Below are 14139 nucleotides of genomic sequence, written 5' to 3'. Positions count from 1 at the left end.
ATTGACAAACTCTTCTGTCAATCCTTGATACTTCTCAAACTGATTCATCGTTCCTGTGCCAATTATCAGATAATCGTAGGGATAAACTTGTCCGCTTGTTGTTGTTAGATTGTTAGTATTTGGATTTACCGCACTTACATTTTCTTGAATCCACTCTACCTTACTATCAATCAAGTCTTTTTTATTGTATTGTGTATCTTGTTTGTTATAGATTCCAGCAGCGATTAATGTAAATCCAGGCTGATAATACAGAATCGGGTCTGCATCAAAAAGCTTGATTTTAGCATTTGGCAACTCTTGTACTAATTTCGCAGATAAAGAGATTCCTCCGAGCCCCGCCCCAATAATCGCGATATTTGGGGCTTTATCAGATTTTGCCTCTGCCTTTGTCGGTGTTGCTAAACCAACACCTCCTAGTGCAATACCACTTGCACCTAGAATTTTTAATAAGTCTCTTCTGCTCAAGTTTTCTTTGTCTTGTTGCATACTCGCTCCTTCTGTTGAATGTAACAAAATTATAGTGCAAACCTCACATAAAATGCGTAACAAAATCACGATATAAAATGCACAATAAAATCACAAGATTCGCTTGAATGAATTCATCATTTTTAAAGATTTTTAAAGTTAAAATAAGACAAACATTAATAAATAGGATTTTTTATGCAATTAAATGGTTCAGAAATGATAATTCACGCACTCAAAAATGAGGGTGTGCAAATTGTCTTTGGCTATCCCGGAGGGGCTGCTTTGAATATTTATGATGAGATTTATAAGCAGAAATTTTTTAAGCATATTTTAACTCGCCACGAACAAGCAGCAGTGCATGCTGCAGACGGCTACGCAAGAGCAAGTGGCAAGGTGGGAGTTGCCATTGTAACAAGTGGTCCGGGCTTTACAAACACCATTACAGGCATTGCGACTGCCTATGCGGATTCTGTGCCTTTAGTCATCATTAGCGCGCAAGTGCCTACAAGCCTGATTGGCACAGACGCATTTCAAGAAATTGACGCCGTAGGTATTTCGCGTCCATGCACAAAACACAATTTCTTGGTAAAAACGATTGACGAACTACCCCGTATCTTAAAAGAAGCATTTTATATCGCAAGTAGCGGGCGTCCCGGTCCTGTGCATATTGATGTTCCAAAAGACATCACTGCAACAATAGGCGAATTTAATTATCCAGACAATATCAAATTACAAACCTATAAGCCAACCTATAATGGTAATCCGCGTCAAATCAAAAAAGTTGCCCTTGCAATCAAAGAGGCAAAAAAGCCTCTCTTGTATTTAGGTGGTGGCTGTATTGCATCAAAATCCGCAAAGCTGATTCGGGAACTTTGTGAAATTACGCATATTCCTGCTGTTAATACCTTTATGGCTTGTGGAATTTTAAGCACAAACAATCCAGATTCTTTGGGTATGGTAGGAATGCACGGAAGCTATGTTGCAAATATGGCAATGAGTGAAGCAGACCTTATCGTTGCACTTGGAGCGCGTTTTGACGATAGGGTAACAGGCAAATTAAGCGAATTTGGTAAATACGCACAAATCGTGCATATAGATATTGATCCTAGTAGTATTAGTAAAATCGTAGAAGCAAATTTCCCTATTGTAGGCGATGTTAGCAATGTTTTAGAGGAACTCTTGCCGCTTTTGCGCGAAGATTATGCGACACAAAATATCCTAGCGTGGCGTGAGCGTTTGGCACAATACAACAAATTGCACCCTCTAAGTTATCAAGATTCCACGACACAACTTAAACCCCAATGGGTTATTAAAAAGCTTGGAGATATTGTAGGTGAAAATGCTTTAATAAGCACAGATGTTGGGCAGCATCAAATGTGGGCGGCACAATTTTATCCCTTTAGCTTTCCTCGCCAATTCATCAGTAGCGGAGGACTTGGAACAATGGGATTCGGCTTGCCTGCTGCAATGGGTGTAAAATGCGCATTTCCTGATAAAGTCTCCATTAACATTAGTGGAGATGGTTCTATTTTGATGAATATTCAAGAACTAATGACTTGCGCAGTGTATGGAATCCCTGTAATTAATATTGTTTTAAATAATAATTATTTGGGTATGGTGCGTCAATGGCAAACTTTCTTTTATGACAAACATTATTCAGAAACGGACTTAGAAAAGCAACCAGATTTTGTCAAATTGGTAGAATCTTTCGGCGGGGTAGGCTATGTTTGCAAAACAAAAGAGGAATTTATCAGCGCATTAAATGCAGCAATCAATTCCCAAAAGCCTGCTCTTTTAGATGTGCGCATTGACAGAATGGAGAATGTCTTGCCTATGGTGCCAACAGGTGGCGCATTGTTTAATATGATGTTAGAATACAAGGAGTAAGCAATGGAAATCAGACGCACAATTGCTGTTACCGTTTTAAACGAACATGGTGTTTTATCACGCATTAGCGGATTATTTTCAGGCAGAGGATACAATATAGAATCTCTCACCGTTGCACCGATTTTGGATTCTAATCTTTCTCGCATTACAATCGCCACAAAGGGCGATAACAAAGTGCTTGAACAAATCATCAAGCAGTTGCACAAACTCATTCCCGTGCTGAAAGTCTTAGAAAACGAACAAATGATTGAGCAAGAATCTCTGCTAGTAAAATTTGGATTGGAAAGCAATTTAAGCGAAATCAGTGCGATTTTTGGTGCTTTTAATGGAAGGCTTTTAGAAGTCAATGACAAATGTGCTATTTTTGTAGCGTGTGATACACATACGCGTATTAATACACTTCTTAATGCACTGAAAACTCATAAGCCAAAAGACATTACGCGTAGTGGGATTTTAGCAATTGAGACTAATAATTAAGGCAGGATATGGAATTTAAAAAAATTATTGAAATCCTAAACCAAGAAGATGCTTTAGAATGCGTAATGTATCACAATGGCACAGAATGGTTGAAGCATTCTAGTTTTTTGGATTCTTTCCCTATCCACAATTTAGAATCTCCACAAGAAGCCATAGAGGATTCTATTACTTTTTTAGAAAAAGAGCAGTATTTTGAACAAATCTCACAAACCAAAGCTAAAGTCGTTTTAGTGCGCAAAACACACTTACATGCGATTCCACATTCAGCTTTTGCAATTATCTGCGAAAATCCTTACCTTTCAATGGCGTATCTGACAAAATACTTTGCCAAACCTCTCTTTGCCTCCAAAGAATCTCCAAAGATTCAAGATTCTGCTTACATTGCCCCCAACGCAGTGATTGGAAATGGAAGCAAAATCGGTGCGAACTGCACAATTATGTCAAGTGTAACGATTGGGGAAAATGTCAAAATCGGCGCAAACTGCGTTCTATTTCCGGGTGTATGTATTTATAACGATTGTGAAATCGGAGACAATGTCAGAATCCACGCAAATAGTGTTGTTGGCAGTGATGGATTTGGTTATGCACATACAAAAGAGGGGAAACATATCAAAATTTATCATAATGGCAAAGTTGTACTAGAAAATGATGTAGAAGTCGGCGCAAATACAACAATTGACCGCGCAGTTTTTGGACAAACAAGAATCAAACGAGGAACAAAAATAGATAATCTCGTGCAAATTGGGCATAATTGTAACATCGGGGAATATTCTATCATTGTTTCACAAGCTGGAATCTCTGGCTCCACAACTACAGGGCGCAATGTAGTGCTAGGAGGGCAAAGTGGAAGTGCAGGACATCTACATATTGGTGATTTTACACAAATAGGCGCAAGAGGCGCGATTAGCAAAAGTTTGCCAGCATTTGGGAAATTTTCAGGACACCCACTTTTGCCAATTCAAGATTGGCTTAAACTGCAAGCTTTACTTAAAAAAATGCTAAAAAAGAAATAAAATATATTAAGGATATTCTAAGTTACTGGGTTATATTATTTAATATTTTAATTTTAAATGGAGGTCATTTATGAAAGAAGCGGTGATTTATAAAACAATTCCTTTGGAAGATAGCGAAGGTGGAACTCTTGAGTTTGCAGTAATTGAAAAGCCATATGGAGAAGGCAGCAAAGCAGTTGTAAGCATCTGTGCTTCATTGGGTGGAGGAAAAGAAAGCTGGAAAGTTCATATCCCCTTAACACAGATTAAAGAATCTTGCAAAGCTTTAAAAGGAGCAAAAAAAGCACGTAAAAAATGTAAAGACGCAAAGAAAAAAGAAGCTAAAGCAAAAGAAGTAAAAAAAGATAAAAAGACAAAAGTAGAGACAACAAAAGAAACAAAAACTCCAAAGAAGTAGCTTAAATGAAGCAAAGAATCAAAAAAGTAACTTATACGATTCCATTGCGAGGAGACTTGGCAAAAAATGGAAATATCATTGTTTCGTCTTTTGATGTCCCTAGCAAAAAGGACAAAAAACATCAAGCAGTCTCTATTATGGTTGAATTAGAGGATACTAGTGATTCTCCAGCACAATGGGAAGTTATTATTCCTAGAAAACAGGTAAAAAAACTTCGCAAAGCCCTTAAAAAAGTCTGCAAATAAACTCTTAATAATTTTTGAAGTTGTTAAGAGTCATTGCAAATCTTAAATTACAAAGGGTGCAGTGCAGCACTTAAATCAATATGACAATAGCCATAAGGATTTTTGGCAAGATATTTTTGATGGTAAGATTCTGCGGGATAGAAATTTTTTAAAACTCCAATCTCTGTAACAATCTTGTTTGGTAATTTTTGTTGATAAGATTCTACAAATTGTTGAATTCTTTCTAACATTTGAGAATCTTGCGCATAAATGCCACTTCGGTATTGCGTGCCAACATCATTGCCTTGATAATTCAATGCAAAAGGGTCAATAATACTAAAAAATCGCGCCAAAACTTCTTCTAAAGTCAATTTTACTTCATCAAATACAAATCTTATAGCCTCCACAGCACCTGTCGTGCCACTACAAACTTGCTCATAAGTTGGAAATTCTACTTCAGAATTTGCATAACCCACTTGCGATTCTACTGCGCCATTTAATCTATCAAAATAGCCCTGCACACCCCAAAAACAACCACCTGCTAAATAAATAATTTGTTGCACTGCATTTCCTTAAACTAAAAAGAATAAAAAATCACTTTTTTGTCGCATAAATCACAAGAGATTATATCCAAAACTTCAACTTTTGTTTGAGATTTTGACGCTATAATTCTATTTTTCACGAATATCACTCTTAAATAAGGATTCTAAATGTTTATTTTCAATCCACTTTTTACTATTTTTGTTTTACTTATGGGTGGCTATATTGCAAAACTTGTTGGAGTCTTAAAACAAAAGCAATCCCGCACTCTTTTGGATTTTGCAATCACCTTTACAATTCCCTGTCTTATCTTTGATGGAATTTATCATTTAAATCTTGATTGGACTTTAACTCTGCTAATCTTAACAGGACTTACTTGCAGCTTACTTGGGGGATTCATTGCAATGGTGATTGGCTATTTTTTTCGATTTTCACGCGCAACAATCATTAGTATGTTCTTACTCTCGTCTTTTGGAAACACACTTTTTATCGGGATTCCTATTGTTGTAGGGATTTATGACACAAGTTTCATTGGCAAAGTCGTATTTTATGATGCTTTGGCCACAGCTCTGCCCTTTTCACTTCTTGCACCCTTTATTTTATCTCTTGGAGGAAATCAGCCCATTAGTTTTTTACAAAATATCAAACGCATTTTGATTTTTCCTCCCTTTATCGCGCTGACATTAGGATTTTTGTGCAAATTTGTTGAGCTACCAGATTTTATCTTTGGTCCCATTCGCGCATTAGGTGGTGCAACTACCGCGGTTGCACTCTTTGCTATCGGACTTGGACTTGGATTTGGCGCAATCAAGAGTGCTTACAAAAGCGCAACGATTGTAATTTTATGCAAAACACTCGTTACACCTTTATTATTTATTGGAATCTTAAAACTTCTCAATGTAGAATTTGGTCCAAATAGCATTCTTGCAATTTTGGAATCCTCTATGCCGACAATGGCACTTGCTGGAGCAATGATTATCAAGGCGAAACTAGATTCCAATCTTGCAGTTAGCTCCATTGCTTTTGGAATCCTCTTTTCTTTCGTTTCTGTTCCGTTTTTGTGCTACCTCTTGCTTTAAATAAGCAAAAATTTAAACTATTTTTAAATGATAATTTGGGTATAATCTTAAGAATATCTATAAAAAGGCTTGTATTATGAAAAATAGAATTGTCGTAGCAACCGATTTTTCACAAAGTAGTTTGACAGCACTTACAAAAGCTATGTTTTTAGCTAAAAAGCAAAAATATACGCTAGATGTTGTGCATGTTGTAGAGTATTCCATTTTCCACGACCCCAAAAAAGACAAGAAGGTAGGCAAGGAAGCACTTGCAAAATTTATTGCAGATAATTTTCCCACACCAGAAGTAGAAATCTCACAATTTTGCTATGTTGGCACAATCCACCAAGAAATCAACAAACACGCAAAAGAGCGCGAATGTCGCTTACTGCTTGTAGGAGCAACAGGTGAAACACAATATTTAACAGAAGTTTTACTAGGTTCAGTAACAAAAAAAATCATCAGAAAATCTGAAATTCCCGTGCTTGTAACCAAAAATGAGGCGCTTCCAGATTATGTTAATATTTTCTCACCAACTGATTTTTCGGATAATTCTCTTAAGCTTGCCAAAACAACAAGAAAATTTTTCCCAGAAGCAAATTTAGTCTTTTACCATATGATTTCTCGCCCATTTGAATTGCGTTTAGGACGTTATGGCGCAGATGAAGAGCAAATCTCTAAATTCAATAAAAGCGCAGAAGAAGAAGCGAGAAAATACTCCAAGAAGTTTTTGGAAAATTTCTCTGGCAAAAATGAAATGGTGCTTGATAGTGGTATTCTTTCTTATACCCGTCTTTTGAGCGTAGCAGAATCCAAAAATGTCTCACTCATTGCATTGCCAACAAGTGGAAAAATTAGCTTTTTTGCCTTAGATGTGCTACAAAATGCACATGTAGATGTGCTAATTTGGAAATTTTAATCCATTCTTAATGCTTTCTCACAACTTTATCTTACCTGACAAGCTAGAATCGTAATCCAATGCGATTCTAGCAATCCACAGCAAAGGCAATCTATGCATAATCTCTCACCGCCTTTGTTTTTTACTCTCAAAGAGCGTTTGATTTTCTTTGTTTTTTTGTGCCTTATTCTGTGTCTCACGCTTGGTTTTAAATTCTATCAATTCCATATTTTAAAGTCTCAAAACAATCCTCAAATTACTGCACAAGTTCTTTTGCAATACACCAAAAGCAAACAAAACAAAACCTATTTTGTACTCAAGCTCAAAAGCAATTTTGGCACTTTTTACACCACATCACGAGAGGATTTGCGGGATTTGAAGTATCGTTTCTTGAGCTTACGCGTTATCTTAGATAAAGTTTCTTTTTGGGAATTTTTGCGCGGATTCTATGCGCCGAGCTTTAACCTCATCTTACTTCCTTTTGAGGATTTTAGGAAGCCCTTAAGAGAGGCAATTCTAAACCAACACGCAACAAAGCTTATGGGCGAATATTACTTGACACTCTTTCTGTCTGATAGCTTACCGCAGGAGTGGAGAACTTTAGCCCAAAGCTATGGAATCTCACATATTTTCGCCATTTCTGGATTCCATACAGGAATCTTAAGTGCAATTGGATTTCTAATTTTAGGATTCTTTTATAAGCCCTTACATCAACGATTTTTCCCTTATCGCAATATTCTTTTTGATTTGGGATTCCTTGTTGTTTTGGGACTGATTGCCTATTATTTTTTACTCACACAATCTCCCTCTTATTTGCGCGCTTTGGCGATGAGTTGTGTAGCATTTTTTCTACTTTGGCGTGGCTTTAATGTCTTGCGCATGGAGTCTCTCTTGTGGTGCATTTTTGTTTTGGTTGCCTTTTTTCCGCAGCTTATTTTTTCTATTGGATTTTATTTTTCTAGTTTGGGTGTTTTATATATTTCCTTATTTTTCAAATACTTTAAGATTCCACAAAATACCAAAGGCAAGATTCTATATAGCCTCGCCTTAAACGCTTCAACCTTTTTTCTAATGGGAATCGTGGTTTATTATTTCTTTCCTTATTTTTCACCCCTGTCTCTTTTTTCGCTTTTGCTTACGCCACTTTTTATTTTCTATTATCCTTTAGAGTTATTGCTTCATCTATTTGGCTTTGGTGGGTTTTTGGATTCTCTTTTGCTTGCTTGGGTAGGCTTCAAGACACATACTATCACATTGCAACCAAACCTCATTGCGTTTATTTTGTGTAATGCACTTAGTCTTTTAGCTATTTTTTACTACCACGCTTTTTGGATTCTTTTAACCATTAATTTAGTCTATTATAGCTATGGAATCTATTTGTATTTTTATGGAATTTAAGCTAAAATGCAAAGATTATTTAAATTTTAAGGCTTAGATTGTGAATCCTATCCTCTCCAAAATCGGCAAGGGTCTCTTTGCGATTCTCCCCTTTTTGTTACTTTTTTGGATTTTTTCTTTCGTTTATGAATTTTGTGCCAAAATTTTTTACTCTATCTTTGGAATCACAAACGCGAATCTTTTTGTAACCCTCCTCATTTGTTTCTTGAGCCTTGCTCTGCTCTATTATATTGGACTTTTAGTAGAAAAAAACAAAGAAGTTTTGTTTATCAAAATTACAGAAATGCTAATTACCAAGATTCCACTTGTCAAAGGCGTTTATTCTGGAATCAAAGAGGTTTTAAAAATCTTTTTGGGTAAAAATGAAGAGGGATATTTGGGCGTTGCTTCTATCCATATTGGAGAAATGGAATTGATAGGGTTCATCACCAAAGAGGAAGGGGAAAGTTTTTGGATTTTTGTTCCTACAACTCCCAATCCCACTTCAGGTTTTCTCCTAAAACTTCCCAAAACGCAAGTCCAAATTTCGGATTTATCTGTTAGTGATGGATTTAAGAAAATTATTTCTTTGGGTGTAAGATAAATTATGCAAATCCAACAGAAACTAAAAGATTTAAGCGAATTGGTAATGCTTCAGCATAGTTTTTTTTCTATGCCTTTTATGTTTATTGCCTTACTAACTAGTGCAAAGGGCTGGTTTGGCTGGAAATTATTTATTTTTGGTGTGATTGCGACCATTAGTGCGCGCAATTTTGCTATGGCATTCAATCGCTATGCAGACCGCAAGTTTGATAGCACAAATCCGCGCACTCAAAACCGCCCAAGCGTAGATGGCAGAATTGCGCCCAATGCAATTTTATTCTTTATCTTTGTTAATGCAGTCATTTTTGTTTGCATTAGCTATTTTATTAATGCTTTGTGTTTTTATCTTTCTATCCCTATTCTTGCGATTCTTGCAAGTTATTCGCTGTTTAAACGTTTCTCTAGCTTAGCGCATATTGTGCTAGGGCTTTCTTTGGGGTTAGCTCCTATTGCAGGGGCGATTGCAGCAAGCGGCGAGATTCCATTATGGAGCATTTATCTATGTATTGGGGTGCTTTTTTGGGTCGCCGGATTTGACTTACTCTATGCCTTGCAAGACATTGAGCACGACAAAAAAGAGGGTCTGCATTCTATTCCTAGTGTCTTTGGTGTTACCAAAACCCTATGGCTTTCAAGGCTTTTTCACTTGCTCACGCTTGTTTTTTGGGGATTATTCATTTTTGAAGCAAATCTTGGCTTATGGATGTGGATTGGACTTGGAATCTCAATCCTTGCGCTCTTTTTTGAACAATATTTAGTTTCTAAAAATTTTCATCATATCCCGCGCGCATTTTTCACAGTTAATGCCTATCTCGGAATTGCGCTTTTAGGATTTTGCATTTTAGACTTAATGGCTGGGCTTTAAATAATGGAAAATTTCGTTAAAAGTCGCCTGATTCACACAGCCTTAAAAATAGAATTTGACCAAGTACATACTAATGCAGAATCCTATGCACTAGAATTTAATAAACTCACACAAAGCGACGAAGATCCTATTGGAGAATGGTTGCGCCTTATGCGTGCAAAGAAAGGAAATTTAGAGGGCGAAAATGCCGTGATTTTGGAGCTTTTAGTAGAAATTTACCGCAAGATAGAATCACTAGAATCTCGCATAGAGGGAAATACAAAAGCCTATGTTCCGCTAGAAAACAAAGCAACCATTAGCACAATCGGGCATAGTTGCTTTGCGCTTTTGGATACGAATCTTTTAGAAAATACACTTTATTATGGTAGAATAGAGCTTCCAACTTTTCCAACGCGTATCGTGCCTGTATATTTTATTTATCATTCAGAGCTTGCTTGGATTGAACAAATCCACGCAAGAGATGAGATTGAATGGGACGGCTATGTAGCAGGAAAAGAGCGTGCGCTGATTCGCTCACTTAAAACTCAACAAAAAGGCAAATAATGTTCAATGATGCAAATTTATTACTTTGGGGTGGAATCGGAATCGCCATCGTTTTTATTTTACTCATTGTGTATTTATATCTCAAAGAGGGTGAAAACGCCAAGCGCGCGCGTCGTTATGAAAAATCCATTGAGGAGCTTAACAAAGAAGTTTATCGCTTGCAGAAAAGAATCAAAGAGCAAGAAAATGAATTGGAGCATTTCAAAACCCATATCAAAGCACAAATCTATCAAGACATGCGCTTGGAAATGAAAAATCTGTTAGATTCCAATTTACACACACAAATAATGCCCATCAAAGTGGAAATGGAATCCCTCAAAACACAATGGAATGACTGCAAAAACAATCTTCGTGATTTAGGGGATTTAGAAAACAAAATCTTTCATTTAGAGGAAAGATTGAAAGAATTTGTTTATACTCCAAGCAATCCTACAAATATTGATGAGGGGAGGATTATTTCAATGTTCAAAGATGGCTGGAGCGTGGATTCTATCGCCAAAGAATTACGCATTGGTAAGGGTGAAGTAGAATTTACACTGAAATTTGCCAACTTAAATTAAGGGAAAAGAATGGAATTTCGCGTGCCTGCAACGAGTGCAAACTTAGGACCGGGCTTTGATAGTTTAGGACTCGCCTTAAATCTTTATAATCATTTTAGCCTCAAACCCTCCAAATTCACCTCCATTCAAATCCATGGAGAAGGCGCAAAAAATCCTAAATTACGCATAGATAATGTGTTTGTTAGAATCTTTAACGAGCAACTTAAAAAGCTAACAGGCAAAACTCTGCATTTTAAATTTACTTTTGACAATTCAATACCTATTTCGCGCGGTTTGGGGAGTAGTTCAGCAGTTATTATCGGAGCAATTAGTGCGGCTTTTAAAGTCGCTGGGATTCCGTTCCAAAAGCAAGAAATTCTAAATCTCGCACTTAATTACGAATCCCACCCCGACAATATTACTCCTGCTTGTATAGGAGGATTTAATGTCTGTATGCTCACGCAACGTAAAAATGAAGTGCGTTTTATCCATTCGCCTTTGCCCGATTCCATTCAAGCGGTTGTAGTGATTCCAAATCAATCCATTTCAACCCACCTCTCACGGCAAACTTTACCCAAAAAATATAGCCAAAAAGATGCTGTGTTTAATCTTTCTCACGCAAGTGTGTTGGCAGGTGCTTTTATCACGCAACATTTTGAATTATTGCGCGAAGCAAGTATGGATAGATTCCATCAATATTATCGTATGAAACAGATTCCATTGCTTTTTGAAGTGCAAAAATGCGCCCTCTCCTCTGGTGCATTAATGAGCACACTCTCTGGCAGTGGTTCAACTTTTTTTAATTTATGTTACAAAGACGATAGTGTGCGATTGCATAAAATCTTAAGCCAAAAATTTCCAAAACTCAAAATCTTGATATTAAATTTTGATAATTTTGGCGTCGTCTTTGATGATGAATTTAAGCTTTAGCTTGTTATAATTAGAGCTTTATGTCTAATCCAATTAGAATGTGTATCGTATGTCGGAATCGCTTTCCACAAGCACAATTAATCCGTTTGCAATACAAAGATTCTGTGTTGAAATGCCATCAAGGTGCAGGTAGAAGCTTCTATCTCTGCTCTAGTTGCAAAGAAACACCCAAAGCAAGTGATTCTATCGCAAAGATTTGTAAATTGGATAAAAAACACAAAGAAAATATTAAGTTTGCATTAAAGGAGATTTTTCTGTATGGATAAAATCCGTATTAGTGAGATTGCTAAAGAACTAAGCAAAACAAGCAAAGAAGTTTTACAAAAAGCCCAAGAGTTAGGTTTTGAATCCAAAACTGCTTCTAGTAGCGTTACAACCGAGCAAGCGGATATATTATATAATTATATTTTATCTGGTGTAAATCCTGTTGCGCAATCTCAAGCGAAAGATTCTAAAGAAAGCAAAAAAACTGCAAAAACCAAAAAATCTACCGAAGAGACAAAAAGCAAAACACAGAAGAAAAACCAAGAAAAACCAAAAGCTACGGCAACCAAAACAATAGGCAAAACCTCTAAAACGCAAAAAGATTCCAAAACAGACACACCAAAAGCTAAAAAAGATTCCGCTAAAGCACTAGAATCAGACTTACAAATCCAAGAAGATGTTCAAAAAGTTATTCAGGAATTTCAAGATATTTTAGAAGTGCCAGCCGAGGAATCTTTCCAAGAAATAGAAGAAGCCAAACCCACAGAATCCAACGCAAGCGAAAGCAAACTTCCTCCGCAAATCTCTCAAGAAAATCCTGCCATTAAACGCACCGGATTAAGAATCATCAAAAAACGCGATGTGCGCGAAAGTCAAGAAGAAACACCAAAACTAGAATCCTACAAAGAATCTCCACGCTCCTTGCAAGATTTGCTTGGCAACCTAGAGGACAATCAGGGACGCAACAAAGACAAAAAAAAGAAAAAAGACAAACCAAGTGTGCATACAAGCAAAAATTTGGGACAACAAAAAATAGATTTACTAGACAATAGAGAATTTTATAGCTCCCACGACGATGACGAAGAAGATATTATTTTGTTTGACTTAAGCGTGCAAGATGAACGCAATATGGAAGAAGAAGATAATGAACGCAAAGCCACAACCGAGCGCATTAAGATTCAAAGACATAATCCCTTTATGGAGCAAGGTAGCACACGAAGGTCTAGTCGCAAAAAAGCTCCCAAAGCGCAAAAAACACAAGAAACAATTAGCGGTATTGTAAAGATTCCAGAGGAAATTCGCGCCTATGAATTTGCTGAAAAAGTTGGTAGAAGCACAAGTGAAGTCATCAAAGTGCTTTTTGGTCTTGGAATGATGGTAACCAAAAATGACTTTTTAGAAAAAGATGCAATTGAGATTCTAGCTGAAGAGTTTGGAATCCAAATAGAATTAATCAACAATGCAGAAGAGCTAGATTACACACAACTAGAAGAGAACAATGACAATGAAAAAGACTTGATTACGCGTGCGCCAGTTGTTACAATTATGGGGCATGTTGATCACGGCAAAACTTCCTTGTTAGATTACATCAGAAATACCAAAATAGCCCACGGAGAAGCGGGCGGAATCACACAGCATATTGGTGCTTATACGATTAACAAAAATGGCAAACAAATCACTTTTATTGATACTCCCGGACACGAAGCATTCAGTGAAATGCGTGCAAGAGGGGCGCAGGCAACTGATATTGCAATCATTGTAATTGCCGCAGACGACGGTGTGAAACCCCAAACAATTGAAGCCTTAAACCACGCTAAAGCTGCCAATGCTCCTATTATCATTGCAGTAAATAAAATTGATAAACCAGAAGCAAACCCAGACAAGCTCAAAGCAGAAGCTGCGGAACTCGGTTTTACTCCGCTAGAATGGGGAGGAAATTATGAGTTTGTCCATATTTCCGCTAAAAGTGGAGAAGGAATTGATGACTTGCTAGAAACGATTTTATTACAAGCAGAAATTTTAGAACTTAAAGCCAATCCTAACAAATCTGCGCGTGCAGTTGTGATTGAAAGTAGCCTTGAAAAAGGCAAAGGACCTGTTGCCACATTGATTGTCCAAAATGGAACTTTGCATATAGGGGATAGTATTATCGCTGACACTGCTTTTGGGCGCGTTCGAGCTATTAGTGATGATTTGGGCAAATCCATTCACAGCATTCCTCCTTCAGGCGTGGGAGTAATCACGGGCTTAAATGAAGTGCCACCTGCTGGCTCTATCCTCCTTGCGGTAGAAAATGACAATATTGCACGAGATTATGCACAAAAACGTGCGGCACACT

General features: G+C 37.1%; 17 protein-coding genes. 15 read left to right on the top strand and 2 right to left on the bottom strand.

Going from position 1 to position 14139, the window contains the following annotated elements:
- The coding region (locus Q1553_RS03150) for an FAD-dependent oxidoreductase (RefSeq protein WP_300842746.1) at positions 1-486 on the bottom strand (486 nt) is incomplete at its 3' end.
- 174 nt (positions 487-660) lie between these two features.
- Between Q1553_RS03150 and Q1553_RS03145 the strand changes: the two genes are divergently transcribed.
- The 5 genes from Q1553_RS03145 (at position 661) to Q1553_RS03125 (ending at position 4484) form a co-directional block, all read left to right on the top strand.
- On the top strand, positions 661-2352 hold the full coding sequence (locus Q1553_RS03145; protein ID WP_300760836.1) for an acetolactate synthase large subunit: 1692 nt from the start codon (positions 661-663) through the stop codon (positions 2350-2352).
- A 3-nt stretch (positions 2353-2355) separates the two neighbouring features.
- Positions 2356-2829 (top strand): acetolactate synthase small subunit, encoded by a 474-nt coding sequence (gene ilvN / locus Q1553_RS03140; RefSeq protein ID WP_115551395.1) that lies wholly within the window; start codon positions 2356-2358, stop codon positions 2827-2829.
- Positions 2830-2837: 8 nt separating this feature from the next.
- On the top strand, positions 2838-3842 hold the full coding sequence (lpxD, locus tag Q1553_RS03135; protein ID WP_115551396.1) for a UDP-3-O-(3-hydroxymyristoyl)glucosamine N-acyltransferase: 1005 nt from the start codon (positions 2838-2840) through the stop codon (positions 3840-3842).
- Positions 3843-3912: 70 nt separating this feature from the next.
- Positions 3913-4239: a hypothetical protein gene (locus Q1553_RS03130; RefSeq protein WP_115551397.1), complete on the top strand. Its 327-nt coding sequence runs from the start codon at positions 3913-3915 to the stop codon at positions 4237-4239.
- A gap of 5 nt (positions 4240-4244) precedes the next feature.
- Positions 4245-4484 carry a hypothetical protein gene (locus Q1553_RS03125; RefSeq protein ID WP_115551398.1) on the top strand — a complete coding sequence of 80 codons (240 nt, stop codon included), beginning with the start codon at positions 4245-4247 and terminating at the stop codon, positions 4482-4484.
- A 47-nt stretch (positions 4485-4531) separates the two neighbouring features.
- Here the strand turns inward: Q1553_RS03125 and msrA are convergent, their stop codons facing one another.
- Positions 4532-5026, bottom strand: coding sequence for a peptide-methionine (S)-S-oxide reductase MsrA (msrA, locus tag Q1553_RS03120; RefSeq protein ID WP_297571393.1), 495 nt, complete (start codon positions 5024-5026; stop codon positions 4532-4534).
- 147 nt (positions 5027-5173) lie between these two features.
- Between msrA and Q1553_RS03115 the strand changes: the two genes are divergently transcribed.
- From Q1553_RS03115 to infB, 10 genes are all read left to right on the top strand, one after another.
- Positions 5174-6082, top strand: coding sequence for an AEC family transporter (locus tag Q1553_RS03115; RefSeq protein WP_115551399.1), 909 nt, complete (start codon positions 5174-5176; stop codon positions 6080-6082).
- 76 nt (positions 6083-6158) lie between these two features.
- A complete protein-coding gene (locus Q1553_RS03110) occupies positions 6159-6980 on the top strand; it encodes a universal stress protein (protein WP_115551400.1) in 822 nt (273 codons plus the stop codon).
- Between the two features lie 93 nt (positions 6981-7073).
- A complete protein-coding gene (locus Q1553_RS03105) occupies positions 7074-8357 on the top strand; it encodes a ComEC/Rec2 family competence protein (protein WP_297577920.1) in 1284 nt (427 codons plus the stop codon).
- A gap of 40 nt (positions 8358-8397) precedes the next feature.
- Positions 8398-8940, top strand: coding sequence for a DUF502 domain-containing protein (locus Q1553_RS03100; protein ID WP_115551402.1), 543 nt, complete (start codon positions 8398-8400; stop codon positions 8938-8940).
- Between the two features lie 3 nt (positions 8941-8943).
- On the top strand, positions 8944-9804 hold the full coding sequence (gene mqnP, locus Q1553_RS03095) for a menaquinone biosynthesis prenyltransferase MqnP (RefSeq protein ID WP_181881622.1): 861 nt from the start codon (positions 8944-8946) through the stop codon (positions 9802-9804).
- Positions 9805-9807: 3 nt separating this feature from the next.
- Positions 9808-10347, top strand: a complete 540-nt coding sequence (locus Q1553_RS03090) for a hypothetical protein (RefSeq protein ID WP_115551403.1) — start codon at positions 9808-9810, stop codon at positions 10345-10347.
- The gene (locus tag Q1553_RS03085) at positions 10347-10907 is read left to right on the top strand and encodes a hypothetical protein (RefSeq protein ID WP_115551404.1); all 561 of its coding nucleotides are present in this window, start codon (positions 10347-10349) and stop codon (positions 10905-10907) included. The genes Q1553_RS03090 and Q1553_RS03085 overlap by 1 nt, the downstream gene beginning before the upstream one ends.
- Before the next feature lie 9 nt (positions 10908-10916).
- Positions 10917-11816 (top strand): homoserine kinase, encoded by a 900-nt coding sequence (thrB, locus tag Q1553_RS03080; RefSeq protein ID WP_300842745.1) that lies wholly within the window; start codon positions 10917-10919, stop codon positions 11814-11816.
- A gap of 20 nt (positions 11817-11836) precedes the next feature.
- Positions 11837-12082: a DUF448 domain-containing protein gene (locus Q1553_RS03075; RefSeq protein WP_115551406.1), complete on the top strand. Its 246-nt coding sequence runs from the start codon at positions 11837-11839 to the stop codon at positions 12080-12082.
- Positions 12075-14139: translation initiation factor IF-2 (infB, locus tag Q1553_RS03070; protein WP_300842744.1), on the top strand; the 2065-nt coding region annotated here is incomplete at its 3' end. The genes Q1553_RS03075 and infB, both read left to right, overlap by 8 nt.

This window comes from Helicobacter sp. UBA3407 (genome assembly GCF_949747025.1).
Taxonomy (GTDB): Bacteria; Campylobacterota; Campylobacteria; order Campylobacterales; family Helicobacteraceae; genus Helicobacter_D; species Helicobacter_D ganmani.
Note: the sequence above shows the minus strand (reverse complement) of the source record. Positions and strands in the feature narration are given on the sequence as shown.